The 24,436-nt window shown below is 37.4% G+C and carries 22 protein-coding genes, 1 other RNA gene and 2 other annotated features; of the genes, 2 read left to right on the forward strand and 21 right to left on the reverse strand.

The genetic code is table 11. The annotated features are described in order from the left end of the window. Window positions 1-96 precede the first annotated feature (96 nt). The 17 genes from mtnN to cymR all read right to left on the reverse strand — a co-directional run bounded on the left by mtnN (window position 97) and on the right by cymR (window position 17,365). On the reverse strand, window positions 97-789 hold the full coding sequence (gene mtnN / locus GMJ66_RS15065; RefSeq protein ID WP_156291144.1) for a 5'-methylthioadenosine/S-adenosylhomocysteine nucleosidase: 693 nt from the start codon (window positions 787-789) through the stop codon (window positions 97-99). 25 nt (window positions 790-814) lie between these two features. After that, window positions 815-1,471 (reverse strand): YrrS family protein, encoded by a 657-nt coding sequence (locus GMJ66_RS15070; protein WP_156291174.1) that lies wholly within the window; start codon window positions 1,469-1,471, stop codon window positions 815-817. A gap of 499 nt (window positions 1,472-1,970) precedes the next feature. Beyond that, window positions 1,971-2,447, reverse strand: a complete 477-nt coding sequence (gene greA / locus GMJ66_RS15075; protein WP_156291145.1) for a transcription elongation factor GreA — start codon at window positions 2,445-2,447, stop codon at window positions 1,971-1,973. A 113-nt stretch (window positions 2,448-2,560) separates the two neighbouring features. Then, entirely contained in the window at window positions 2,561-3,211 is a 651-nt protein-coding gene (udk, locus tag GMJ66_RS15080; protein ID WP_156291146.1) for a uridine kinase, read from the reverse strand. A 14-nt stretch (window positions 3,212-3,225) separates the two neighbouring features. Continuing rightward, the gene (locus GMJ66_RS15085; RefSeq protein WP_156291147.1) at window positions 3,226-3,867 is read right to left on the reverse strand and encodes an O-methyltransferase; all 642 of its coding nucleotides are present in this window, start codon (window positions 3,865-3,867) and stop codon (window positions 3,226-3,228) included. 121 nt (window positions 3,868-3,988) lie between these two features. After that, the gene (gene mltG, locus GMJ66_RS15090; RefSeq protein WP_156291148.1) at window positions 3,989-5,104 is read right to left on the reverse strand and encodes an endolytic transglycosylase MltG; all 1,116 of its coding nucleotides are present in this window, start codon (window positions 5,102-5,104) and stop codon (window positions 3,989-3,991) included. Window positions 5,105-5,768: 664 nt separating this feature from the next. Continuing rightward, entirely contained in the window at window positions 5,769-6,050 is a 282-nt protein-coding gene (locus GMJ66_RS15095; RefSeq protein ID WP_156291149.1) for a DUF1292 domain-containing protein, read from the reverse strand. Between the two features lie 16 nt (window positions 6,051-6,066). Then, window positions 6,067-6,480, reverse strand: coding sequence for a Holliday junction resolvase RuvX (gene ruvX / locus GMJ66_RS15100; RefSeq protein ID WP_156291150.1), 414 nt, complete (start codon window positions 6,478-6,480; stop codon window positions 6,067-6,069). After that, complete coding sequence (locus GMJ66_RS15105; RefSeq protein ID WP_156291151.1) at window positions 6,481-6,747, reverse strand: IreB family regulatory phosphoprotein; 267 nt, start codon at window positions 6,745-6,747, stop codon at window positions 6,481-6,483. It abuts the gene before it with no gap. A 436-nt stretch (window positions 6,748-7,183) separates the two neighbouring features. Beyond that, on the reverse strand, window positions 7,184-9,823 hold the full coding sequence (gene alaS / locus GMJ66_RS15110) for an alanine--tRNA ligase (RefSeq protein ID WP_156291152.1): 2,640 nt from the start codon (window positions 9,821-9,823) through the stop codon (window positions 7,184-7,186). 128 nt (window positions 9,824-9,951) lie between these two features. Next, window positions 9,952-10,163, reverse strand: a binding site (T-box leader). Window positions 10,164-10,218: 55 nt separating this feature from the next. Next, the gene (locus tag GMJ66_RS15115) at window positions 10,219-11,292 is read right to left on the reverse strand and encodes an AI-2E family transporter (RefSeq protein WP_156291153.1); all 1,074 of its coding nucleotides are present in this window, start codon (window positions 11,290-11,292) and stop codon (window positions 10,219-10,221) included. 44 nt (window positions 11,293-11,336) lie between these two features. After that, window positions 11,337-11,522: a hypothetical protein gene (locus GMJ66_RS15120; RefSeq protein WP_197046725.1), complete on the reverse strand. Its 186-nt coding sequence runs from the start codon at window positions 11,520-11,522 to the stop codon at window positions 11,337-11,339. Between the two features lie 75 nt (window positions 11,523-11,597). Beyond that, a complete protein-coding gene (gene recD2 / locus GMJ66_RS15125) occupies window positions 11,598-13,925 on the reverse strand; it encodes an SF1B family DNA helicase RecD2 (protein ID WP_156291155.1) in 2,328 nt (775 codons plus the stop codon). Between the two features lie 13 nt (window positions 13,926-13,938). Further along, window positions 13,939-14,610: a tetratricopeptide repeat protein gene (locus tag GMJ66_RS15130; RefSeq protein ID WP_156291156.1), complete on the reverse strand. Its 672-nt coding sequence runs from the start codon at window positions 14,608-14,610 to the stop codon at window positions 13,939-13,941. 19 nt (window positions 14,611-14,629) lie between these two features. Beyond that, on the reverse strand, window positions 14,630-15,742 hold the full coding sequence (gene mnmA / locus GMJ66_RS15135) for a tRNA 2-thiouridine(34) synthase MnmA (RefSeq protein WP_156291157.1): 1,113 nt from the start codon (window positions 15,740-15,742) through the stop codon (window positions 14,630-14,632). 17 nt (window positions 15,743-15,759) lie between these two features. Further along, window positions 15,760-16,902: a cysteine desulfurase family protein gene (locus tag GMJ66_RS15140; protein WP_156291175.1), complete on the reverse strand. Its 1,143-nt coding sequence runs from the start codon at window positions 16,900-16,902 to the stop codon at window positions 15,760-15,762. A 43-nt stretch (window positions 16,903-16,945) separates the two neighbouring features. Beyond that, window positions 16,946-17,365: a cysteine metabolism transcriptional regulator CymR gene (gene cymR / locus GMJ66_RS15145; protein WP_156291158.1), complete on the reverse strand. Its 420-nt coding sequence runs from the start codon at window positions 17,363-17,365 to the stop codon at window positions 16,946-16,948. A 731-nt stretch (window positions 17,366-18,096) separates the two neighbouring features. On the opposite strand from cymR, the gene GMJ66_RS15150 reads away from it, so the two are divergent. Beyond that, window positions 18,097-19,380: a replication-associated recombination protein A gene (locus tag GMJ66_RS15150; protein ID WP_156291159.1), complete on the forward strand. Its 1,284-nt coding sequence runs from the start codon at window positions 18,097-18,099 to the stop codon at window positions 19,378-19,380. A 188-nt stretch (window positions 19,381-19,568) separates the two neighbouring features. Further along, window positions 19,569-20,243 carry an RsfA family transcriptional regulator gene (locus GMJ66_RS15155; protein ID WP_156291160.1) on the forward strand — a complete coding sequence of 225 codons (675 nt, stop codon included), beginning with the start codon at window positions 19,569-19,571 and terminating at the stop codon, window positions 20,241-20,243. Window positions 20,244-20,491: 248 nt separating this feature from the next. Here the strand turns inward: GMJ66_RS15155 and ssrS are convergent. From ssrS to GMJ66_RS20480, 4 genes are all read right to left on the reverse strand, one after another. Continuing rightward, a non-coding RNA gene (ssrS, locus tag GMJ66_RS15160) (6S RNA) lies at window positions 20,492-20,674 on the reverse strand. Window positions 20,675-20,785: 111 nt separating this feature from the next. Beyond that, entirely contained in the window at window positions 20,786-22,555 is a 1,770-nt protein-coding gene (gene aspS / locus GMJ66_RS15165; RefSeq protein WP_156291161.1) for an aspartate--tRNA ligase, read from the reverse strand. Beyond that, window positions 22,548-23,837: a histidine--tRNA ligase gene (hisS, locus tag GMJ66_RS15170; protein WP_156291162.1), complete on the reverse strand. Its 1,290-nt coding sequence runs from the start codon at window positions 23,835-23,837 to the stop codon at window positions 22,548-22,550. The genes aspS and hisS overlap by 8 nt, the downstream gene beginning before the upstream one ends. A gap of 62 nt (window positions 23,838-23,899) precedes the next feature. Continuing rightward, window positions 23,900-24,119, reverse strand: a binding site (T-box leader). A gap of 56 nt (window positions 24,120-24,175) precedes the next feature. Then, entirely contained in the window at window positions 24,176-24,349 is a 174-nt protein-coding gene (locus GMJ66_RS20480) for a hypothetical protein (protein WP_197046724.1), read from the reverse strand. Window positions 24,350-24,436: the final 87 nt, after the last annotated feature.

A 24,436-nucleotide genomic window follows, 5' to 3' on the forward strand; every position in this document is an offset into this window, starting at 1 on the left:
ACCTTAGGCGGATGATGAGCTCGAGCCACGGGACCTTAGAAACACGATAGTTAAGTCGCAGATTATCGGTTTACTGTTTTTTTAGACAACAGCTAATTATTTCATTTCCTTAACCATAATCATTATTAATTCTGCTGCATTCTTTGCTGCCTTTTCTAAAAATTGATCAAACGAAACCGATGATTCCTTGCCGGCGATATCAGAAAGTGCGCGTATGATAACAAAGGGTTTGTCATATTGGTAACAAACTTGCGCTACTGCAGCTGCTTCCATTTCAGACGCAATCATGGAAGGGAATTTTTCTCTTACAAAAGATACCCGTTTTTCATCCTCCATAAAAGAATCACCTGTAGCAATAATGCCCTCTTCATAATTTAATCCAATATGTTTGACTGCATCAATCGCTTGGGAAACTAATTTGGAATCTGCCGTGTACATTGCCGGCATTCCAGGAACTTGTCCATAATCATAATCAAAAGCAGTAACATCCACATCATGGTGAACTACTTTACTGGAAATGACGACATCTCCAACTTCTAATTTATCCGAAAATCCACCCGCTGATCCCGTATTAATCACATAGGATGGGGAAAAACGTTCATGCAGAATCGTGGTTGCTATTGCAGCATTTACCTTGCCTATTCCTGATTTTAATAGCACTACCTCTTTATCCTGAATTACGCCTTCTACAAACAAACAGCCAGCTACTGTCTGTTCTTTTTTATCTGTCATATTATCTAAGAGTAGGCTTACTTCCTCATCCATTGCCCCGATAATTCCGATCGTCATAAAAATGCCTCCATTTTCTGTTTTACTAGTTTCGATATTTTTCCCAATCGTTTTCTTTTAATAGCTCCACTTTCGTTGGCTGCCAGCCCTCATTGGTAACCCAGGACAGATAGACACGATATACTTCGGTCTCCTCTTTATCAGAAACCGTAGCAATTGCTTTTTGATCTCCACCATTTCCTATCCACCATGCATGATAATCATTTTCATTTAACCCAGTAGCTAATAAAATAGCCTCTTTCATCTCTAACCAATCCTGGGATTCCTTGTCAAAGGATACAATATGTGGTTCTTCCTGTTCTGTACCAACCGGCTCCCAATCCGCTGTATATGCTCTTATTACATTGTCATCGGATGGTTCCACTTCTTCCGTAACAATGGATTGATTATTTTCATCATGTTCGTTTTCCAGTTCAGATTCTTCTGTTGTATTTGTTTGCCCTGCTTCTGATTCATCATTCTGTACATATGCCTCTTGTGCATCTTCATCTTCTTCCATCACTTCAGACGTTTCAGGTTGTTCCTTAGAGGAATCGTCCACTGCTTCATTATCTCCCCCACCAAACAGCCAAATACTGATTAAAGAGATAAGAAGTACAATACCAACACCTAGCAAAATAGAGATTGATTTTGTATTTTTTCTTCGTTTTTCATATCTGTCTGTGCGTGTCCTTTTTTCCATATCTGTCACTGTTTCTTCCCTCCCTATGTTACTCTATTATATTATCACAATTGATATGCAATGATATAGAAAAGTTATATTACAATTAATCATCATCTCTATTACATCAGGTCAGACTGGAAATATGCCTTATAGAGGATGTTCAAAAAGTCCGGTGAAAATTACACATCGACAGGTCTACTAAAACCGCCCACGTCCTTGAAAAAGAAAAGCACTTTTTCTGCGTGCGATGTACCGCTGACAAAGTGTTCCTTGTCCTGTGGGCAACGTAGAAGTCACCACAACACGCTCGGATCCCGCTAGTCAAAGCTTCGCCGCCTCGAACTTTAAGGCGCATAGGACGTACTAGTGTCAGCGCCCGCAACAAATGTTTTCGGTGGGACGAGTAACCGCAGTCCCAGGACGTTGCGATCTTAGCTGACCGGTCCTTTTCATCCTCCTTTTTGAATAAGCACTTATATTAAAAAAGCAGGAGTGATTAGCTCCCACTTTGTTCAATCTATTCGACTTTTTTTATCTTCACTTGTATGTCTCCACCAGGAGTTGTTACTGTCACTTCAGAACCAACTTCTTGCCCGAGCAAGCTTTTTGCCATTGGAGAATCATTGGAGATTTTTCCTTCAAAAGGATCTGCTTCGGCACTACCAACGATTGTATACGTTTCTTCGTCGCCATCTGGAAGTTCGATAAACGTAACGGATTTCCCGAGGGAAACAATATTAGCATTTTCTTCATCATTTTCTATAATAACCGCATTACGAATCATTTTTTCTACTTGGGTAATTCGCTGCTCTACAAAAGCTTGCTCATCTTTCGCTGCATCATATTCAGAGTTCTCAGACAGGTCACCAAAATCACGAGCAATTTTAATACGCTCTACAACTTCCTGTCTGCGATCTGTTTTTAGATATTGCAGTTCTTTTTCTAGTTTTTCTTTCCCCTCTTTTGTCATATAATAACTTTTCTCTACAGCCATTAAAAACACTCCTTTTACACTATACATATCAAATGAGCGTTTACATAACGCTCGAGTTTAATAACAGTTATAAAATATGCTAATCATTACTATGGCAGACTTTAAATAAATAATCAAGAAATTTCCTCATCATTTTCATGCTTTTTTGATAATATGCTTTCAACTTTTGATGCCATTATGTCTATAGCAACATGGTTTTCGCCACCTTCTGGAATAATAATATCAGCATATCTCTTGGTGGGTTCAATAAATTGCAAATGTGACGGCCTAACTTCATGCAAATATTGATCAATAACGGAATCCAGTGTTCGACCGCGCTCTTTTATATCCCTTTGTAATCTTCTAATAATCCGAATATCTGCATCCGTATCAACAAATACCTTGATGTCCATCAGATCAACAAGTCGTGGATCTTCTAAAATCAGAATCCCTTCTAGAATAATAACATCCTTTGGTTCCACTGTAATTACTTCATCAGAACGGGTATGTACTTTATAATCATACACCGGTTTATTAATTGGTTTATTGTTCAATAAATCATGAAGGTGTTTCATTAATAAGTCATTATCAAATGCTAGTGGGTGATCATAATTGGTATTTAATCTTTCTTCAAAAGGAAGATGACTTTGATCTTTATAATAATAGTCCTGTTCAATAACAAGAATAGTTTTATCGGTAAAACGTTGGCAAATGGAACGGGTAACAGAAGTTTTGCCGCTTCCGCTGCCTCCAGCAACACCAATTACTACAGGCTTTCCTTTCATTAGGTATACTCCTTTCATGTCTTGTAGCTTAAAGCAACTCCATCACCAACAGGTATGATAGAGGTTGTAAAATCAGAATGACTCATTAGGAAATCATTGTAATTTTTAATTTTGTCTACCATATTCCGGTATTTTTTAGGACTGGATTCAGGATTGGCTACATACCCTCTAAATAATACATTGTCTGTAATAATTAATCCATTATTAGATAGCAATGGCACAGAAAGTTCAAAAAATCGTTTATACTGACCCTTTGCTGCGTCTATAAATATCAAATCAAAGGGATCTGCAGTATTTTGCAGTTTACTTATTTCTTCTAATGCATCTCCATATATAACGTCTATGTGATGCTGCTTGTTTAGACGCTGAATATTATCTAATGCCTGCTGGTAACGCACTTCATCCCTTTCTATTGTTACAATAGATGTATTTGGATTTGCTTCGAGCATCCGAAGAGCAGAATATCCAATTGCCGTTCCAATCTCCAATATTCTTTTTGGTTTGCTGATGCGAATAATTTGCATAACAAAATGCATACTAACACTTTCCATAATAGGTACATGATCTGTTTTTGCCTGCTCTTCTAATTCTTTTACCCATTCTCCTTTTGGAGGGTGTGTTTGATTTAAATAATAGCGCAGTTGCTCATCTAACATGCTTATGCCTCATTTCTGTATACATTGCTACTTATGCTTAAGAGGTAAAATAAAACCCGCATTCATAAAAACAGAAGAGAAATATGAATATCGCTCATATTTCCCATGTGTTTTCCTGTTCTTAATTCAAGTATTTCTCTCGATTTCGATTATGTTCTTCGTTAGTTTCCGCGTAGTGAATTTGTCCTTCACTATCATGCAGAAAGAATAAATAGTTAGAGTCCTCTGGGTTTAACACCGCTTCTAAAGAACTTTCCGAGAAATTCGCTATAGGACCAATTGGTAACCCCTTAATATAGTATGTGTTATAAGGTGATTCAGTTTCTAAATGCTCATATAACGTTGTTTCTAAATGTTCCCCGACTGCGTAGGCAACGGTAGGGTCTGTTTCTAAACGCATATCTTTTTCCAGACGATTATAAAACACTCCTGCAATTTCCTTTCTCTGTTCTTCTTTGCTGGCCTCTTTCTCAACTAATGATGCAAATGTTATTACTTCATGCAGAGTGAGTTCATGATTGGATATTTCATCCAGATATGGAGTAACTACTTTTTGTGTTTGAAGAAGCATTTGTTCAATAATGGATTGAATAGTCGGTTCTTCTTCATAAAAATCATAAGTGGCAGCAAACAAATATCCTTCTAAAGGGGTTACTATATCTTCATGTAATATTTCCTCAGATAATATGGAATATTTATTAATCAATTCCTCGATATATTGTTTATCATTTACTACTTCCAAAAATTCTTCTTTTTTAAAATGGAGCTGTTCTGCATATATTTCGGCAATTTCTTCTATGTTTTTCCCCTCAGGAATCGTTACCGTAAATAATGGTTCCTGCATCATCTTTCCTGTTTTCAGATTCTCGGTAATCTCTTCTAATGTCATCGATGGAGTAAACGTATAATTTCCTGCTTGAAACTCTGTTTCATTATTGAGTTTTATGTAAAACCGATAAATAAATGCGTTTTTAATTACCCCATTTTCTTCAAGAATATTAGCAATCGTTGAAGACGATGATCCAAGTGGTATCTCTACAAATATTTCTTCATTACTGGTTGGATCAACAGGTTCTAGAGCTGATTTTATATACATATATCCGGATATACCACCAATCACTAATATTAATAAAAGTGCTAATATGATCACAGATACTATTTTTCTCACTCTACTAGCCTCTTCACTTCTTGCGATGAGGTTGTCCTTAAATTTTCCCGTATTTTTCTTTTTGGACATTCGGTCTCCCCCTCTCATTCGATTTATTATACTAAAAAAGTGCAATAATATCCATAATTTTTATGTAAGATTACATGCAACTGCACCGTGTTTAGGGGGAAAAATTTTTAACGACCAGCTTTTACCCAGGCTATTACTTTTAAACATCGCAGTTGATAAAAACTGCAAACTAACTTGAGATAATATTGGTGCTACACCTACCGCTACGGAAATACACTCCGCGCACCCTAGGGCGGCTGGTGAGCCTCCTCATGCTGTCTTCTTTAGGGGTCTCACCGATGCCACTTTTCCCGCAGGACAAGGAAGGCTTCGGCAGCGTTACATCGCACGCAGAAAAAGCGCTTTTCTTTTTCAAGGATTCTCCGTTTATTTTCCTCCGCTGGTTTTAGGTCATGCCCACGAACCGTAAGTATTCTGCCGGAGCGAATAAAGTCCGCTATCATCATTAGAACAAGCGAGAGCATCACCATAGGAATTTTCATTAGTAAGGAGTTATATTTTTAGTCAAAAACAGTTTTAATCTTTTTCGTAGGGAAGAGTCGGCCGCAAAAAGATAACTCTGATTAATTCTTTACTTTTGCCGGGGTAATGCAGTCATAGTCCCAATCTTTTTGATAACAGCCTAAATAAAAACTGATGCCGGCTATCGACATCAGTTACATGGTTATTCTACTAATTCTTCGTCTGACAATGTATTTAACATTTCTTCCACCATATCCCATTCTTCATCAGATTCAATTGGGAATAAGGTTAAATCCTCTTTTTCCGTTTCTTCATAACGGAAAGCATAAACTTCGACTTCTTCATCTTCCGCTTGCTCAACAGGAACTACAGCAATATAGGAATCGCCCGTTTCGTCCACATCAAAGGTAAATAAGACTTCGAATAAATTTTCCTCGCCATTCTCATCTGGAACGATGATACGTTCTTTCTTCTCAAGTGGCACACCTTCACCTCATTTATTATTTTTGGTCTAAATAGCCTTGCAGAATCATGACTGCAGCCATTTTGTCTATTACTTTCTTGCGTTTTTTTCGGCTCATATCTGCTTCAAGTAATACCCTTTCAGCAGCCATCGTTGTAAGCCTTTCATCCCAAAGTACTGTTGGAATACCATAGTTTTCTTCGATATGCTTTGCGAATCTTTGACACGCTTCTCCCCGTTCACCAATGGTACCATTCATATTTTTGGGAAGTCCTACTATAGCTTTGCCAATTTCATGCTCTTTTATTATTTTTGATAGTTCTTCATCTGCTGAGGTTATATCAGTTTCATCCCAATAAACTGTTGTTAATCCTTGTGCTGTCCAGCCGAATGCATCACTGATTGCAACCCCAATGGTCTTGGAGCCAACATCAAATCCAATAATCTTCATTTAATCTGCCTTTTGCTGTTCTAAGTAATATTTTACTAACTCTTCTATTACTTCATCCCGCTCTACCTTACGTATTAAATTTCTTGCGTCATTATGCCGTGGGATATAAGCTGGATCACCAGATAATAAATATCCAACAATTTGATTAATAGGATTATACCCTTTTTCTTTTAAGGCACTATGAACCGTAAAAAGGATTTCTTTAATGTCCTGGTCATAAGGTTCCTCCGAAAAGTTAAATTTCATTGTTTTGTCCATTGAACTCATTTAGACACCCCGTTCTTAAAAACTTGGCTACCACTATTTTTGCAATAACCTTTGACACATATGCATAAAGGAATTTTATATTTTCCAATTTGCTTTGAAAAACTACCACTGTATTTCTTTGATAAAATACTAAAATAATGTCGAAATCTTTATCTATCATCATTTTAACATGTAAGTATCATAAAGTGAAACAAGGAAATACATATATTAAATTGAAGATAAAGTGAATTTCAAATTGTAGGAGCATCCTTTCCTGCGAATTGCCAAATGAACAAATTAGCTGTTTACTGGTTGTAATCCCTACTTATCGGTTAAATTAGTCCTTACAGCCAGTTCATTAAGTGAGGAAAACTTCGACAGTCACCTGTGGTAACTGTCGAAATATCTCATTATATACAGATATGATTATTATCTCATTATCTAAGAAAATCATGTATTACTTTAAAATTTCCAGCACATAATCCTTAGCATATTGGATTGCCTCAGATATTTTATCAGGATTTTTTCCACCAGCCTGCGCCATATCCGGACGGCCTCCACCGCCTCCACCACAAATTTGTGCTGCTTGCTTAATCAGTTTACCTGCATGGAAACCTTTCTCTACCAAATCTTTGGATACACCAGATGCCAGCTGTACTTTTCCATCTTTTTCGGTTGCAAGCAGGACAATACCTGAATCCAGTTTTTGTTTTAAATCATCTATCATATTTCTTAACTGGTTCATATCTTTTACTTGGACTTGCTGAGCTAGTAAGGATATTCCCTCTATTGTTTCCACTTGGTCCAGTATAGATGAACTTTCTGCGTTAGCCAATTTAGCACTTAATGATTCATTTTCTTTCTGTAGCTGTTTAATTTCCTGGAACAGGCTTTCAATTCGTTCAGGAAGATTTTCTTCTGTTGATTTTACTAACTGTGCAGATGTTTGAAGTACATTTAATTTATCACTCAAGTATTTATAGGCATATTTACTTGTTACTGCCTCAATTCTTCGGGTTCCCGCACCGATTCCACTTTCAGATACGAGCTTAAATAGACCAATATCAGAAGTGTTTTTTACATGACAGCCACCGCAAAGTTCCAAACTGTACTCCCCTATTTGTACTATGCGCACGATATCTCCGTACTTCTCTCCAAATAGTGCCATTGCTCCCATTTCTTTTGCTTCCTGCAATTTCTTAAGATCCACTTCTACAGGAAGTGCCTCCCAGATTTTTTCATTAACAATCTGTTCAATTTTTTCAAGCTCATCCTGTGATACAGGATTAAAGTGAGAGAAGTCAAAACGCAGCCTCTCGGGAGTAACAAGGGAACCAGCCTGATTTACATGGCTTCCAAGCACATCTTTTAGTGCTTGATGCAATAAGTGAGTACCGGTATGGTTTTTAATAATTGACTGACGAAATTCTTTGGAAACCATTGCTTTTACTTGTTCATTGGTTTGAAGTTCGCCATCTTTTACAACAATACGGTGAATGTGCTGTCCCTTCGGTGATTTTTGGACATCTTCTACAAATGCGGATGCTGTTTCGGTATAAATCCAACCATTATCTGCAACCTGTCCACCGCTTTCCGCGTAAAACGGTGTTCTATTTAAGAAGACATATACTGTATCTCCGGTTTTAGCACGATTTACGATTGAGTTTCCATCAAAAATCGCTTCAATCTTCGTTTCAGTTTCCAATTGCTCATACCCAGCAAACTCACTATCCACTTCGATTTCACTTAGAATGGTATCCTGTACTTGCATGGAATCGACTTTTTGTCTGGAACTTCTAGCACGATTTCTCTGTTTTTCCATTTCTCTATGATAACCAGTTTCATCAACAGAAAAGCCTTGCTGTTCTACATATTCCTCGGTTAATTCCTTAGGAAAGCCATACGTATCATACAAGCGAAAAACTTCTTCCCCTGGGAATACCGCACTACCTTTAGCTTTTTCCTTTTCTATAATGGAAGTTAATATTTCCAGGCCATCATTTAATGTTTCATGGAATCGTTCTTCTTCGACCTTTACCACGGATTCAATTAATTCCTGTTGTTTTAATACTTCTGGATAGAAATCTTTCATAATTTCTCCAACCGTTTCCACCAACTCATACATAAACGGTTTGTGAATGCCAATCTCTTTAGCAAATCGGACTGCCCTGCGAAGTAATCGTCTTAATACATAGCCCCTGCCTTCATTAGATGGAAGTGCCCCGTCTCCAATTGCAAAGCTTACAGTTCGAATATGGTCTGCAATCACTTTAAATGCTGTATCACCTTCCACTGACTTCCCGTAAGCCGTTGATGCAAGTTTTTCCGTTTTGCGGATAATTGGCATAAATAAATCTGTTTCAAAATTAGTTGGCGTATTCTGGATGACAGAAACGATACGCTCCAGTCCCATTCCAGTATCAATGTTTTTCTTAGGAAGCGGTGTATACGTATCATCAGGATTATGATTAAACTGTGAGAATACTAAATTCCAAATTTCCAAATAACGACTATTTTCGCCCCCCGGATATAGTTCTGGATCATTCGGGTCATTTCCAAATTCCTCTCCACGGTCATAGAAAATTTCTGTATTTGGCCCACTTGGTCCTTCCCCAATATCCCAGAAATTCTCCTCTAAACGAATAATTCTTTCTTTTGGAATTTTAATATCATCTAGCCAAATATCATATGCTTCATCATCTTCAGGATGTACCGTAACAGATAATAGTTCCGGGTTTAGACTCAGCCACTTTTCGCCTGTTAAGAATTCCCACGCCCATTCTATCGCTTCTTTTTTAAAATAATCCCCGATGGAAAAGTTGCCAAGCATCTCAAAAAATGTATGGTGTCTTGCTGTAAATCCGACATTTTCAATATCATTTGTACGAATCGATTTTTGTGCATTTACGATTCGCGGATTTTCTGGTATCACACGTCCATCAAAATACTTCTTCAACGTAGCTACCCCACTATTAATCCATAATAATGTTGGATCATCCTTAGGAACGAGTGATGCACTTGGTTCTACACGATGCCCTTTTTCTTTAAAGAAATCAATATACATTTGTCTTATTTCTGCCGAAGTTAACTGTTTCATCAATAATCATCCTCCTCTTTACAAAGTTGCCAGATATACTTACATTCCATGCTTCTTTCGCAAGTATCCTAGTTGTTCATTCCTTATATTTTCTAGTATAAACGAAAAAAATCTCCTCTCTGCATTATTGCAGGGACGAGATAGATTCGCGGTACCACCCTAATTATGAACGATCTACTATCATTCATCACTTCAATCATGTTAACGGTGTGAAACCGGCGGGTATTAACCGCACTCCAGTGTAGCTTTCCATGAACCAGTACTGGGATTTCTTCCAGCCTATGAAAATCCCTCTCTAAAAGCCTGACCTTCATGTACTTATCACTTTCAACGTTTTCTATTTTTCACTGCATATAGCTTTGCTTACTTGAGTATAAAAAAAATTAAACATCTTGTCAACGCCTAACCGGAATAGCTAAAACATGGTTTACTATTACTTTTATAATAGATAATACTGGAACTGCCAATATCATGCCAATAACCCCAAATAATTGCCCTCCCAGTAATAATGCAAAAATGATAGCTACCGGATGGATAGCGACACTTTTTCCGACAATGTAAGGAGACAGGAGATTTCCCTCAATAATTTGAATAACAAAAATACCAATAATCACAAATATAACCAACTGAAGAGAATTGGTTGTCGTAAATGCTATAACGACTGCAGGAATGGCTCCTAAGATGGGACCAAAATATGGGATAATATTAGTAACACCCATAATAATCGCTAATAATAACGCGTATTCAATATGTAAAAACTTAAACACAATGAGTGCGGTTAAGCTTACAAATAAACACACGATAAGTTGACCGCGAATATAATCTCCTAGACTGTCGTCCATAGCATGAATCATTTCACTTGATTCTTTTCGATACTTACTGGGAATAAACCGTTTCAAAAACGATTTGATTTTATCGTAATCCTTTAGGAAGTAAAATACAAGAACAGGTATCACGGTAATAGTAATAATCATATCAAATATTTTTGTGAATCCACCCAGTAAATTGGATAATAGGGTATCCAGCGAATTTTCGATATTAATGAAAAACTGGTCCATTCTGTCATGTACTACTTCTGGCATGAAAGATGTGTACTCATACAAACTGTAAATCAGCGTTTGATATGTTTCAATTATTTCCGGCAAGTTATTTGCCAAGTCCTGGAGCTGATGAACAATGACAGGGTAACCGCGATAAATGAGATATCCTATACCACCAAAAAATAATAAGTAAATAAATAAAATGGCCAATCCTCTATGAATATTATAGCTATGCAGCTTTTCAATAATTGGATAGAGTAAATAGGCAATTAAACAGGAAATTAGAAATGGCGTAAACAGCTTCCATAGAAAGGAAAAAACCTCACCATAGTATGGAAAAGTTTTTACAAGCAAATATACGAATAAAAATAATAGGATACCGATTATAAGCCAATAAATAATAGAAGTTCGTTTTTCGTCCTGAAACACACCATTACCTCCCTTAGCTCTATTGATTATATAACTATGGGGGGTTATGGTAATCTTAATTCCTCTTCTGAGAATAAATCATTTAAGGAACTTAAACTGCCATCTGCTTCGATTTGATGAACAGTTAACTCATTATCTACGACAGACATTTCTATGAAACACGACCAACAATAATAGTTTTGAGCTCCTATTTTTCCAATATCCTTCCCATTACAATTCGGACAACGCATTACCATTAAAAACACCTCATTTCTAAGATAAGTTTTCAATGATAGGCTTGCCCGAATCATTCTAAAATATACATATTATTCCATGAAATCATAAGGAGAAAAATCTTTTTCCTCCTCTTCCACTTCCGGTATCTCCATTTTATCCTGATTACTTAATCTACTCGTCAATTGTTCACTTAATGACGTATATCGACGATTGGTATCTACTGTGCGAATCCCTTTGAAAAACGCTTCTCTCTCACCACAAATAATTAAGGATTCTTTACTTCTCGTAATCGCTGTATATAGTAGATTTTTTCTTAGCATTCTATTGTAAGTGGATAACACTGGCAATATAACAATTGGAAATTCACTTCCCTGTGATTTATGAATGGAAATACAATAGGCATGCATAAAATTAACATAACCCTTTCTTTCATAGGAAACCTCTTTATCATCAAAGGAAATAACAATTTGTTCGACGTTTTCCTTGTTTTCATCCTCTTGAAAGACAGCCACTATTTCACCGATGTCCCCGTTGTATACCCCATCTTCCGGCTGATTAACAAGCTGAATGACTTTATCTCCAACCCGAAACACGACATCGTTTACTTTTACTTCGCGCCTTCTTTTCGTCTTCGGATTGATCAGTTCCTGCAGATGTTTGTTAATCACGGTAATCCCGGATTGGGAGCGATACATCGGTGCTAATACTTGCATCCCTTTCACATCAATCCCTTTCTCCTGGGCGCGGTAAAAAATGGTTGTAATGACATCAATCATTTGATATTCATGACAAGCAATAAAACTAAAATCACGGTCATTTTTCAAAGAATCAACCGTACACGTATCATTTTTAATTTCATGTGCAAGCTGTATAATTTTCGACCCTTCTTTTTGACGGTACACTTCATTAAGACGAATGGACGGAATCAATCCGCTGCTCAATAAATCAGAAAGTACCTGTCCTGGTCCTACAGATGGAAGCTGGTCTTCATCCCCTACCAAAAGAACCTGCATATCTTCAGGGATCGCTTTAAACAAACTATGAGCCAGCCATATATCAACCATGGAAAACTCATCCACAATTAAAAATTTGCCATCCAGTTGTTCCTGTTCATCTTTATCGAATCCGTTATTGCCATTCCATCCTAACAATCTATGAATCGTGAAAGCCTTCAGTCCTGTAGATTCAGTTAATCGTTTAGCTGCTCTGCCGGTCGGTGCAGCTAAAACAAATGGGAATTCCGATTTGTTATTATAATCGTCCCGGTTTAAAGAGAGGTCATGAATGGCTGCATAAGCCTTAATGATCCCTTTAATTACTGTTGTTTTTCCTGTTCCAGGTCCACCAGTTAAAATCATAATTTTAGAATGAATAGACTGATTGATTGCTTCAAACTGTTCTTTCCCATAGCTTAAAACTTCCTGTTCTTCTATATCCCCAATGATTTTCATTAATTCTGCCAAAGGCGTACGGTGTTCCACTTCTTTTTGGAGGATTCTATCCAGATGGGCAGAAAATCCATCTTCTGCATAATACAGAGACGACAAATATACATTACCTTCTTGAATAATCACTTTCTTTTCTTTATTAAGCTCTTCTAATCTATCCATAATAAGGTCTTCTGTTAACTCATGATTGGCATGAAGTAACCCGATTACTTCACTTACACAATAGTCTAAAGGAAGATAAACATGACCATCCTGCACACTTCTTTGTAAGACATAAATACACCCCGCACCTATTCGATTAGGATGAGTTAATGAGAGGCCATTTTGTCTTGCAATTTCATCTGCCGTTTGAAAACCAAATCCCTCGATATCAAATACATACTGATAAGGATCCTCTTCCAGCTTTTCAACAGCCTCTTCTTTATAAACAGCATATATTTTTTGTGCCATTTTTAATCCAATATGATATTTCGCTAAATTTACAACAACATGCTCAAACCCTTGATTTTCCCGGATGCTCTGAACCAGTTTTTCACGAGTCTCTTTGTTAATACCAGAAACATCTTTTAAACAATCTGGATGATTAAGAATTTTATTAATAGCGTTGGAGCCCAATTTCCCCACAATCCGCTTCGCCAATTTCTTTCCAATTCCATAAAATAAATCACTGGAAAGATAGGCAACCAGTCCATCTTCTGTCTCTGGGACATAAGTTTGGTAAGAAAGAACTTTGTATTGTAAGCCGAATTTGGCATGTCTTTCAAATTCACCGTAAAAATAGTAGGTTGTCTGTTCCTGAAGGTTGGAAAAATAGCCTTTTACAACAAGCTCTTTTTCCTTAAAGTCTTCGTTTGTTTCTTTGACTTTTACTTTTGCAATGGAAAAATGTTCAGACTCATTATGAAAAATGGTATACAATAGTTCCCCTTTAATATACTTTTGTTCTTCAGATTGCTGAACGTTTTCCATAAAAACAACCTCACTATTCTTTCTTATTTTCCTTTAACAGATTCTCTACATTTTTTTTGCCGTTTGCTGCTAGTAAGTGATCTGGCTGAAGACGTAATGCCTCATCAAAATATTTTAGTGCCTCGTTTATATTTTCATCGAATAATTCAATGACACCGAGGTTGTAGTGTGAATCTGCATGATTTTTATTTTTCTTTAAAACTTTTAAAAATACATTCTTTGCCTCTATCAGATGATTACTCTGTGCCAATGCAAGTCCATACTGAAACTGAACCTCCTCATCTTCAGGAGCAAGTTCACTCGCCCTTAATAAATAAGGAAGAGCCAGTTTAAACTGTTCCTCATGGAGAAGGGAGAGCCCGAGCATAAAATAAACATCCGCTTCCTCTAGGCCAAGCTGTTGTGCCTTTTGAAAATGGGAAACCGCTTTTTGGAAATCAGATTGTTCAAAATAAAGATTTCCAAGCCCGTAATAGGCAGTCGCAGTATTTTCGTCCAATTCAATGGCTTTATTAAAAAAACGTTCAGCACGAGAAAACTCTTTTATATGGAGTAATAAATTCCCAAAGTTGATAAATCCTAAAGGATCATCTGGATTTTCCTCAATCACTTCATTAAAAAGCTTTGCTGCTTCTTCATATTTATGCTCTTGCATGAATGTAATTCCTTGCGCATTTTTATCCATCTTAACGACTCCTCAATCTTTAGCCTACATATTGAAGTGCTTGATCATTTTTGATGATTTCATCAATCGTTCCACCACCAAGGCATACATCCCCATGATAAAAAACAACCGCTTGTCCGGGTGTAATGGCACGTTGATTTTCATAGAAGTCCACTTTCACCTTATTATCTTCCATTAATGTAACGGTCACGTCACTGTCTTTTTGACGATAGCGGAATTTTGCCGTACAGGTAAAGTTTTCTTGAATATCATCTGGGTTAATCCAATTTACATCCGTTGCAATTAATGCTTCTGAATATAGTTTATCATTGGAATAGCCTTGTTCAACATATAATACATTGTCTCCTAAATTCTTACCGACAACAAACCATGGATCTCCTGGGCCGCCAATTCCGAGCCCTTGACGCTGTCCAATGGTATAATACATCAACCCTTCATGACGTCCCATTACTTCGCCATCCAACGTTTTCATTTCACCAGGTTGTGCAGGTAAATATTCACTTAAGAATTGTTTGAAATTTCGCTCCCCAATAAAACAAATCCCTGTTGAATCTTTTTTCGTAGCTGTTACTAAGCCAGCTTCTTTCGCGATTTCCCGTACTTTAGGTTTTGGTAATTCACCTAGTGGAAACATGACTTTACTTAAAATATCCTCTGATAATTGATTAAGGAAATAGGTTTGATCCTTATTATCATCGACACCACGAAGCATTTGCACCTTCCCGTCCACTTCCCTCACCCGGGCATAGTGACCAGTCGCTAAGTAGTCCGCCCCTAACGATAATGCATGATCCAGAAAGGCTTTAAACTTGATTTCTTTATTGCACATCACATCCGGATTTGGTGTTCTGCCTGCCTTATATTCATCGAGAAAGTAAGTAAATACTTTATCCCAGTATTCCTTCTCAAAATTGACGGAGTAATAAGGTATATCCAGTTGATTACAAACACGAACTACATCGTCAAAATCTTCTGTTGCGGTACAAACTCCAAATTCGTCCGTATCATCCCAGTTCTTCATAAAAATACCGACAACATCATAACCCTGCTCTTTTAACAACAGTGCCGCTACAGAGGAGTCAACACCACCACTCATACCTACTACAACACGTATATCTTTATTATCTTTCATATTTATTCACTATCCTTTTATGAAGTTAATCGATTTACAATCTTTGCCACTCGGTTAGCCGCCTCGTTTACATTTTCCATGGTATTAAAATTACCAAAGCTGAATCGAATGGAATTGGTTGTACAAGGATTATTTTTACCAAACATAGCAGTTAATACATGAGAAGGTTCCACACTTCCTGCCGTACATGCACTTCCACTAGATGCAGCAATTCCTTCTAAATCAAAGTTTGTCAGGAGTTGTTCGACATTTGCCCCAGGGAAACTCAAATTAACAATCGATTCAATTTGCGTATGGTAATCCCCATTTATCTCAAATGTTACATGATTTTCCCTAAGTATTCTTAAAAATAACTCTTTAAAACGTTGGTACTGTTGTCTTCGATTTTCTTTATTTTCCATCGCTAGCTCCACCGCTTTTTGGAAACCCACGATACTAACGACATTCTCCGTTCCAGGACGTCGTTTACGTTCCTGTTCTCCACCAAACTGCAACGTGTTGATTGGAATACCTTCTCTTACATATAAAAAACCTACACCTTTTGGTCCGTATATTTTATGAGAAGATACCGATAATAAATCGATTCCCATTTTTTTCACATCAATATCCAATAACCCAAAAGCCTGTACCGCATCCGTATGTAAATATGCTTGATGGTCGGTAAGTATTTCACCGATTTCCTTGATTGGCTGAATTATTCCTGTCTCATTATTAACAAACATAATAGAAACAAGAATCGTATCATCACGTAATGCTTCTTGTAAATCCTCCACTCGTACTTTCCCATCTTCATAAATAGGTAAATACGTCACATCAAACCCTTCTTTTTCTAGATATTCTGCCGTATGGAGTGTCGCATGATGCTCCTGAACGGAAGTAATGATGTGATTTCCTTTATCCCGGTTTGCCAAAGCTGTTCCAATCAGCGCTAAATTATCGGCTTCTGTCCCCCCACTGGTAAAGACAATCTCTTTTTCATTGGCATGAATACTTTTAGCCATGACACGTCTTGCTTCATCCAGCAGTCGCCTCGCTCTTCTCCCAAAAGAATGGACACTGGATGGATTACCAAATGTTTGTTGATAGATTGGGTACATGGTGTCAATTACTTCTTGCTCTATTGGTGTCGTTGCTGCATGATCCAAATATATTGCTTCCATCAATCTCTTTCCCTTCTAAACATAAGCCGTACTTGATACATCTTTAAATATAAAACATATATGCTTGCTGCTTTTCATCATCATCATGATTTTTAAGATCTTCCAATGTAGTTTTATCCAACACATTTTTAATCGCATCCCGAATTCGACCCCACAGCTCCTGCTGGGCAGGCTGTTCCTCTTCAATGCCTTCAACCAATGTGATTGGCCCTTCCAACACCCGAATAATATCTCCTGCAGTCATATCTTTTGCATCTTTTGCTAAAACATAACCACCATATGCTCCACGTATACTTTTTATTAGACCCGCATTTCGCAATGGAGATGCGAGTTGTTCTAAATAATGCTCGGATAGATTATTGTCCTTTGCAATCGATTTAAGCGATACTGGGCCTTCCCCTTGCTTTTTTGCTAAATCAATCATAATCGTTAAACCGTATCTTCCTTTAGTTGAAATTTTCATTAATTAACACCTCTATTTTTTCATCGTTAAACTAAACGTTCTTATTTTTTGATCTCTATTTTCAAAAAAATTGTCGTTTGGACATAAAATACATAAACTGCGAATATAGTGCTCCGATTTCCGCTCCGGGCAATGGAGCACCTTAGGGCAACGCTTCAGCCTCCTCGGAAGAAAAGCACTTCCTGCTAGGTCTTCAGTTGCCCGTTTTCCCGCAAGAGTCGACTGCCCTCTGCTCCAATCAACCACTTATTAGTGGTTCGCTATGCTAAAAATTAATTAAGCTAAAATAAATTAAAAGCACGAAACCAGCGAAGGAAATACACGAAGACTCCTGCGGGAAAAGTGGCCAAAGTGAGACCCCAAAAGACGAGACAGCACGAGGAGGCTCACGGGTCACCCTAAGGTGCGCGAAGTGTATTCCGTAGCGGTAGAATACCTCCAACATCATCTGAAACTATGTCATAGTTTATATCAACTGCGATAGTTAGATGCAACAAGCTTTGAAAAAAGCCTTTTCGACATATATTCAAAAGAAAAACCAGCAGAGTTTAGTGCCCTGTTTGAACATTATTTCATAATCCATGATATTATAGCATGAATAACCTGTCTCTTGCATTTATACCGAATTGGAATTAAGCTTTATACTAAATTATCATTAAAATTAAATGTCTTCAAAAGAAGTGCAAAAGTGATTGTACCTTTTTGAAGCGTACTAGTAAAGGACGATTGAAATGAAACACGAACCACTAGCTTTTCGAATGCGCCCTAACCATATTGAAGAAATCATTGGACAAGAACATTTGGTTGGAGAAGGAAAAATCTTATATCGAATGATCAAGGCAGAACAGCTTTCTTCCATGATACTGTTCGGACCTCCAGGTACAGGAAAAACATCAATGGCAAATGCTTTAGCGAAAAGCTTAGGACTGCCTGTAAAATTACTTAATGCTGTAACGGATAAAAAGAAAGATATGGAAATAGTAGTGGAAGAAGCCAAAATGCGTGGAAACCTTGTCCTTATTCTTGATGAGGTTCATCGTCTAGATAAAGCAAAACAGGATTTTCTTCTCCCCCATTTGGAAAGCAACCTGGTAACATTAATAGGCTGCACAACCAGCAATCCGTATCACGCAATCAATCCGGCAATCAGAAGCCGATGTCACCTATTTGAACTTCATCCATTAACGATAGAAAACATTAAAACCGCGTTACAGCGTGCTATATATGATGAGGAAAAGGGATTTGGAAACAAAAATATACATATAACAGATGAAGCGTTAGAACATTTCGCCGTCGCTTCAGGTGGCGATTTACGTTCGGCATTAAACGGATTGGAATTAGCCATTTCATCCACTCCACCTAATGAACAGAATAAGATCAACATTTCACTGGAGGCTGCGGAGGAATGTATGCAAAAGAAAAGCTTCTCCCATGATAAAGATGGGGATGCACACTATGATGTTATTTCTGCTTTTCAAAAATCCATACGCGGCAGTGATGTAGATGCAGCACTGCATTATTTAGGAAGATTAATTGAAGCTGGGGATCTGGATAGTATTGCTAGAAGGATGATTGTAACGGCGTATGAAGATATTGGTCTGGCTAACCCACAAGCTGGACCAAGAGCAATTGCAGCTGTTCAAGCTGCGGAGCGATTAGGTTTTCCAGAAGCACGCATCCCGCTTAGTGTAGCAATAATTGAACTTTGCCTTTCACCGAAATCCAATACCGCATATCAAGCATTGGATGCAGCTCTGTCCGATATCAGAAGCGGAAAAGGTGGAGAAATCCCTGCACATCTGAAAGACGCACACTACCAAGGAGCAAAAAAACTGGGAAGAGGTGTGGATTATATCTACCCCCATGATTATGAAAACGGATGGGTGAGTCAACAATATTTACCGGATTCTATAAAAAATAAACACTATTACCATCCAAAGGAATCTGGCAAATTTGAACAGGCTCTGAAAAAAGTCTACGATAAAATTAAACGAGAAAAAAGAAATAAGGTATAAATCCGATTCCTTGCGGTAAGAATAATAAAAAAGTCACTAGTCATCAGGAAAATCTATTTTCCTTAGATGAACTAACTTGTAACAAACAATTCATACAGATAGATATCCTACTAAACTCATTTAAGTTTTAAAAATAACTATCTGTACAAATCTATTGTTTATGCTGCTAGGAAAAGGAGTTGAACATAATGGCAAAAGTCAGACAAGATGCTTGGTCACATGAAGATGATTTACTGTTAGCAGAAACTGTATTACGCCATATCAGAGAAGGTAGCACACAATTAAATGCGTTTGAAGAAGTTGGAGACAAATTAAATCGCACCTCTGCCGCTTGCGGATTTCGTTGGAATGCGGAGGTCAGACAAAAATACGAGAGTGCAATCGACCTTGCGAAAAGACAGCGAAAAGAGAAAAAGCGTGCAATGGCAAAGAAATCCGGCCCAATTCGGAAACCGGTTATGGCCGTACCTTCCAACTATGAAGTTTCAAACGGAGATGAACAAACTTCTATTCAATCAGAAGTAAATCAAACAGAAGCACCTTCTATTACGATAGATATGGTTATTCAATTTTTAAGAGAACTAAAAAAAGACTATTATGCTTCCAATCAATCAAAAGCATCACTCGAACAGACACAAAAAGAGAATAGCATGTTAAAAGAACAAGTGAATAAGCTTGAAAAACAGCTAGAACAAACAGAAAATGAAATGAATACAATGAAAGAAGATTACCAAGCATTTATTCAAATTATGGAAAGAGCTAGAAAAATGACCGTTCTGGATGATCAAGGAACTATAAAAGCTCCAACATTCCGAATGGATAAAAACGGAAACCTGGAGCAGGTAGCTCAAGGATCCAATTAAATGATTAAAAACGACTTTTCAATCAGTGAGGGCTTTCTTTCCCCCACTAACTGTTAGATGATTAATTTAGGTATTTACTGGCTTTTGATTCTCGTGCTCACCATGGAACATTTTAAATTATTTGGCAGGTATCTGACAGCCAGTTAATCACGTGATAAAACAGAAAAAAACTGACTCATTATAAAGTCAGTTTTTTTCTTGCACATTAAAATCTTCTCTTGTGCTCTGTTATTGATTATTATGTACTGTCTAATCCCGATAATGCCGTCCATTTTATGTTTTGATCCCGCAATCAGCAAGTGGGTGCCTTGTTTTATGTTTCTTATGCTTCCGCTGAAATTGCGGCCTGCATGCAACATAAAAACGCGAAGCTCCCATTTATATAGTTGTTCGGTCAAAATACGTTAAATAGACGAACATATCAGGATTAAGATGAATGATAAGCTTTGTAAATTTATCTTAACATATCAATATTATTTTTTCAATATTCAATATTGTTATAAATACGATTTTAATCATTACAAGTACATAACCTTTTTAAATCAGTCCTCTTTCCTTACTACATCAATGCCCAACTCATCTAATTGAGCTTTACTTACTCCACTCGGTGCAGCAGTTAACAGATCAGAAGCAGAGGCTGTTTTAGGAAATAGTATCGTATCTCTTAAGTTAGATCTTCCAGCCAGCAGCATAATGATACGATCCAACCCAAGTGCTACTCCTCCATGTGGTGGTGCACCATACTCCAAAGCTTCAAGAAGAAAACCAAATTGGTCTTCCGCTTCTTCCTCAGTAAATCCTAAAACTTTGAACATTTGATTTTGTAAATCACGCTTATGAATACGCACGGAACCTCCACCAAGCTCATATCCATTCAAAACGAGGTCATATGCATTTGCCCGAACACTTTCAGGAGTGCTTTCTAATTTGTCTTCATCACTATTAACTGGTGATGTAAAAGGATGGTGAGCAGCGAAGTACCTACCCAATTCCTCATCATATTCAAGCAATGGCCAATCTGTGACCCAAAGGAAGTTATATTTTGATTCATCTATAAGTTGGAGTTCTTTACCAAGTTTTAATCTTAAGGCACCTAAGCTATCATAGACAACGGAATTTTTATCTGCAACAAACAATAATAAGTCTCCATCCTGTGCATTTGCTTTAGAAATAATGCCAGATTTTTCTTCATCGGATAAGAATTTAGCGATTGGTCCTTTTAACTCGTCCCCTTCTAACTTAAGCCATGCAAGTCCTTTTGCACCATAGACCTTAACAAAATCTGTTAATGCGTCAATGTCTCTTCTAGAGAAACTCGCCGCTTCTCCTTGTACATTCAACAGGGCTACTTTCCCACCGGTTTCAATCGCACCTTGGAAGACTTTAAATCCTGAATTAGCAACAATATCTGATACATGAATTAACTCAAGACCAAATCTAGTATCCGGTTTGTCAGATCCGAAACGGTCCATCGCTTCCTGATATGGCATTCTTTCAAGAGGAAGCTCAATATCAATCCCTTTTACTTCTTTAACGACCTGCTGCATCATGCGTTCTGTCATTTCCATAATTTCATCACTTGTCATGAAGGAAGTTTCAATATCCACTTGTGTAAACTCTGGCTGACGGTCTGCTCTTAAATCCTCATCACGGAAACAACGTGCTATCTGATAGTATTTTTCAAAACCACTCATCATAATTAATTGTTTAAACAATTGAGGTGATTGCGGTAATGCATAAAATTCTCCTGAATGTACCCGACTAGGAACGAGATAATCACGGGCTCCTTCTGGGGTACTCTTTGTTAAAATCGGCGTTTCCATTTCCAAAAAACCATCATTATTCAAGAAATTACGAATCGCCTGTGTTGTTCGATGACGCAACTTAAAGGTTTCCTGTAATGCTCCCCTGCGTAAATCAATATAGCGATATTTTAACCGCAAGTCCTCAGCTACATCTGTTTCATCCTGAATAGCAAATGGCGGTGTTTTGGATTTATTTAATATCGTAAGCTCCTTGGCAATAACTTCAATCTTCCCTGTTTTTAATGCTGGATTATAGGTAGATTCATCACGGCCTACCACTTTTCCTTTAATCTCGACAACATATTCTGTTCTTATTTTATCTGCTACTTCTAGAGCTTCTTTCGAAAAGTCCGGATTAAAGACAACTTGTACAAGTCCTGATTTGTCACGAAGGTCAATAAATATTAAACCACCTAAATCACGTCGTTTCTGTACCCAGCCTTTTAATAGAACCTCTTGATCAATATTTTCTTCAGTTAATGTTCCAGCAAAAAAACGTTTAAGCATTGCCTTCCCCTCCTTGCAGTTTACCCTTCATCGTATCGGTTAATTTTTCTAATGGAATTTCCATCTGTTCTCCTGATTCCATCGATTTTACGTTTACTACTTGTTTTTCAAGCTCAGATTCACCTAGAATCAATACATATTTCGCTTGCAATCGATCTGCCGATTTAAATTGACCCTTTATTTTTCGTCCCTGGTAGTCCTTATCCACCTGGATTCCATTTGCTCTTAAATCATGAACATGACGAACCGCTTCTTTTACTGCTTCATCGCCAACTGCAACAAAATAGCAATCCAATTTATCATCAACAGGAAGCTCCACTTTTTCTGCTTCCAATGCCATTAAGAGTCTTTCCATGCCCATGCCAAAGCCAATCCCAGGAGTATTCGGTCCACCTAACTCTTCAATTAATCCATTATATCTTCCGCCGCCAGCAAGAGTTGTAATCGCTCCAAATCCCTCTGCATCACTCATAATCTCAAAGGCAGTGTGGTTATAATAATCCAGACCGCGAACTAAATTAGAATCAACTACATACTCTATTCCCATTGCGGTTAGATGAGATTTCACTTGTTCAAAATATTCTTTTGATGTATCGTTTAAATAATCTAAGATAGAAGGTGCTGTATTCATTGCCGGATGTTCCCTGTCTTTTTTACAATCCAGTACGCGCATTGGATTTTGTTCGAGACGAAGCTGGCAGTCCTCACATAGTTCTTCTTTATGTGGTGTAAAATGCTCGATTAATGCATTTCTGTGATTGGTTCTGCTTTCTTTATCCCCCAAAGAATTGATAACCAATTTTAATGACTTCAGTCCAAGTTCTTTATAAACGGTCATTGCTAAATCAATTACCTCTGCATCAACAGCAGGATCATCACTACCTAACACTTCTACACCAAATTGATTTAATTGCCGCATTCTACCTTTTTGAGGTCGTTCATAACGAAACATTTGTGCAAAGTAATATAATTTAACAGGCTGATTGGCTTCCCCATATAGTTTGTTTTCGACAAAGGCTCTCGAAACAGAAGCAGTCCCCTCTGGCCTTAACGTTAAACTTCTTCCTCCGCGATCTTCAAACGTATACATTTCCTTTTGTACAATATCCGTGGTATCACCAACTCCACGGGAAAATACCTCTGTATGTTCAAACAATGGTGTTCGAATTTCTTCGTAGTTGTATCGGTTGCATATGTTTTTAATTTGAGACTCCACAAATTGCCATTTTTTTGCATCTTTAGGCAAAATATCAACTGTCCCTCTTGGGGCCTTCATACTCATCCGCTATACCTCCTGGTTTCTCTTTAAAATTATGTATATAAAAAACTCTCGTCCCTTATAAAAAAAGGGACGAGAGTTACCCGCGTTGCCACCCTAGTTAATGCTATGAAATGCATTCGCTCTTCACAGTTAACGCCTGCAAAACGTTTATACCTACTTTTATTTCGATATAAATCCTTGGGAATGTCTTTCATTTAGTTCGTTCTGTAAAGATGTTTTCAGCCAAGACATCTTCTCTCTGTCCAGTCGGTTACTAACTACTCTTTCCCTCATCGGACAATATATTAAATACTAATCAACTTGAATGAATATAATATTAATCTCAAAATTTTAGAATGTCAAGACCGATTGAGTTTTTTCTTCAACATTTTTACTTCTTCAATCGATATTCCCAATTCCTCTGCAATTTCCATATGATTTGCATGTCCATCCAGATCGATAAATTGATGTAAATCCACTCCAAATATGTCTTTATTATTCCCTGCATTCCACTGTTTGTCCTGTAATCTCATCGTTTTTCCTCCTTTAGATATTATAGTTTTGCCTAAAGAAGAGAATTTTATTATACTTATTGGAGACGATAAGAATAGATTTTTCGG

The sequence above is a fragment of the Oceanobacillus salinisoli genome (assembly GCF_009733865.1).
In the GTDB taxonomy this organism is placed as follows: Bacteria; Bacillota; Bacilli; order Bacillales; family Amphibacillaceae; genus Oceanobacillus; species Oceanobacillus salinisoli.

Coding starts and splice junctions, on each gene's coding strand:
- mtnN (WP_156291144.1), bottom strand. CDS start 789: ATGACGATCGGAATTATCGGGGCAATGGATGAGGAAGTAAGCCTACTC.
- GMJ66_RS15070 (WP_156291174.1), bottom strand. CDS start 1,471: ATGGAAAAAAGGACACGCACAGACAGATATGAAAAACGAAGAAAAAAT.
- greA (WP_156291145.1), bottom strand. CDS start 2,447: ATGGCTGTAGAGAAAAGTTATTATATGACAAAAGAGGGGAAAGAAAAA.
- udk (WP_156291146.1), bottom strand. CDS start 3,211: ATGAAAGGAAAGCCTGTAGTAATTGGTGTTGCTGGAGGCAGCGGAAGC.
- GMJ66_RS15085 (WP_156291147.1), bottom strand. CDS start 3,867: ATGTTAGATGAGCAACTGCGCTATTATTTAAATCAAACACACCCTCCA.
- mltG (WP_156291148.1), bottom strand. CDS start 5,104: ATGTCCAAAAAGAAAAATACGGGAAAATTTAAGGACAACCTCATCGCA.
- ruvX (WP_156291150.1), bottom strand. CDS start 6,480: ATGAAGATTATTGGATTTGATGTTGGCTCCAAGACCATTGGGGTTGCA.
- GMJ66_RS15105 (WP_156291151.1), bottom strand. CDS start 6,747: ATGAGTTCAATGGACAAAACAATGAAATTTAACTTTTCGGAGGAACCT.
- alaS (WP_156291152.1), bottom strand. CDS start 9,823: ATGAAACAGTTAACTTCGGCAGAAATAAGACAAATGTATATTGATTTC.
- GMJ66_RS15120 (WP_197046725.1), bottom strand. CDS start 11,522: ATGCGTTGTCCGAATTGTAATGGGAAGGATATTGGAAAAATAGGAGCT.
- recD2 (WP_156291155.1), bottom strand. CDS start 13,925: ATGGAAAACGTTCAGCAATCTGAAGAACAAAAGTATATTAAAGGGGAA.
- GMJ66_RS15130 (WP_156291156.1), bottom strand. CDS start 14,610: ATGGATAAAAATGCGCAAGGAATTACATTCATGCAAGAGCATAAATAT.
- mnmA (WP_156291157.1), bottom strand. CDS start 15,742: ATGAAAGATAATAAAGATATACGTGTTGTAGTAGGTATGAGTGGTGGT.
- GMJ66_RS15140 (WP_156291175.1), bottom strand. CDS start 16,902: ATGGAAGCAATATATTTGGATCATGCAGCAACGACACCAATAGAGCAA.
- cymR (WP_156291158.1), bottom strand. CDS start 17,365: ATGAAAATTTCAACTAAAGGAAGATACGGTTTAACGATTATGATTGAT.
- GMJ66_RS15150 (WP_156291159.1), top strand. CDS start 18,097: ATGAAACACGAACCACTAGCTTTTCGAATGCGCCCTAACCATATTGAA.
- GMJ66_RS15155 (WP_156291160.1), top strand. CDS start 19,569: ATGGCAAAAGTCAGACAAGATGCTTGGTCACATGAAGATGATTTACTG.
- aspS (WP_156291161.1), bottom strand. CDS start 22,555: ATGCTTAAACGTTTTTTTGCTGGAACATTAACTGAAGAAAATATTGAT.
- hisS (WP_156291162.1), bottom strand. CDS start 23,837: ATGAGTATGAAGGCCCCAAGAGGGACAGTTGATATTTTGCCTAAAGAT.
- GMJ66_RS20480 (WP_197046724.1), bottom strand. CDS start 24,349: ATGAGATTACAGGACAAACAGTGGAATGCAGGGAATAATAAAGACATA.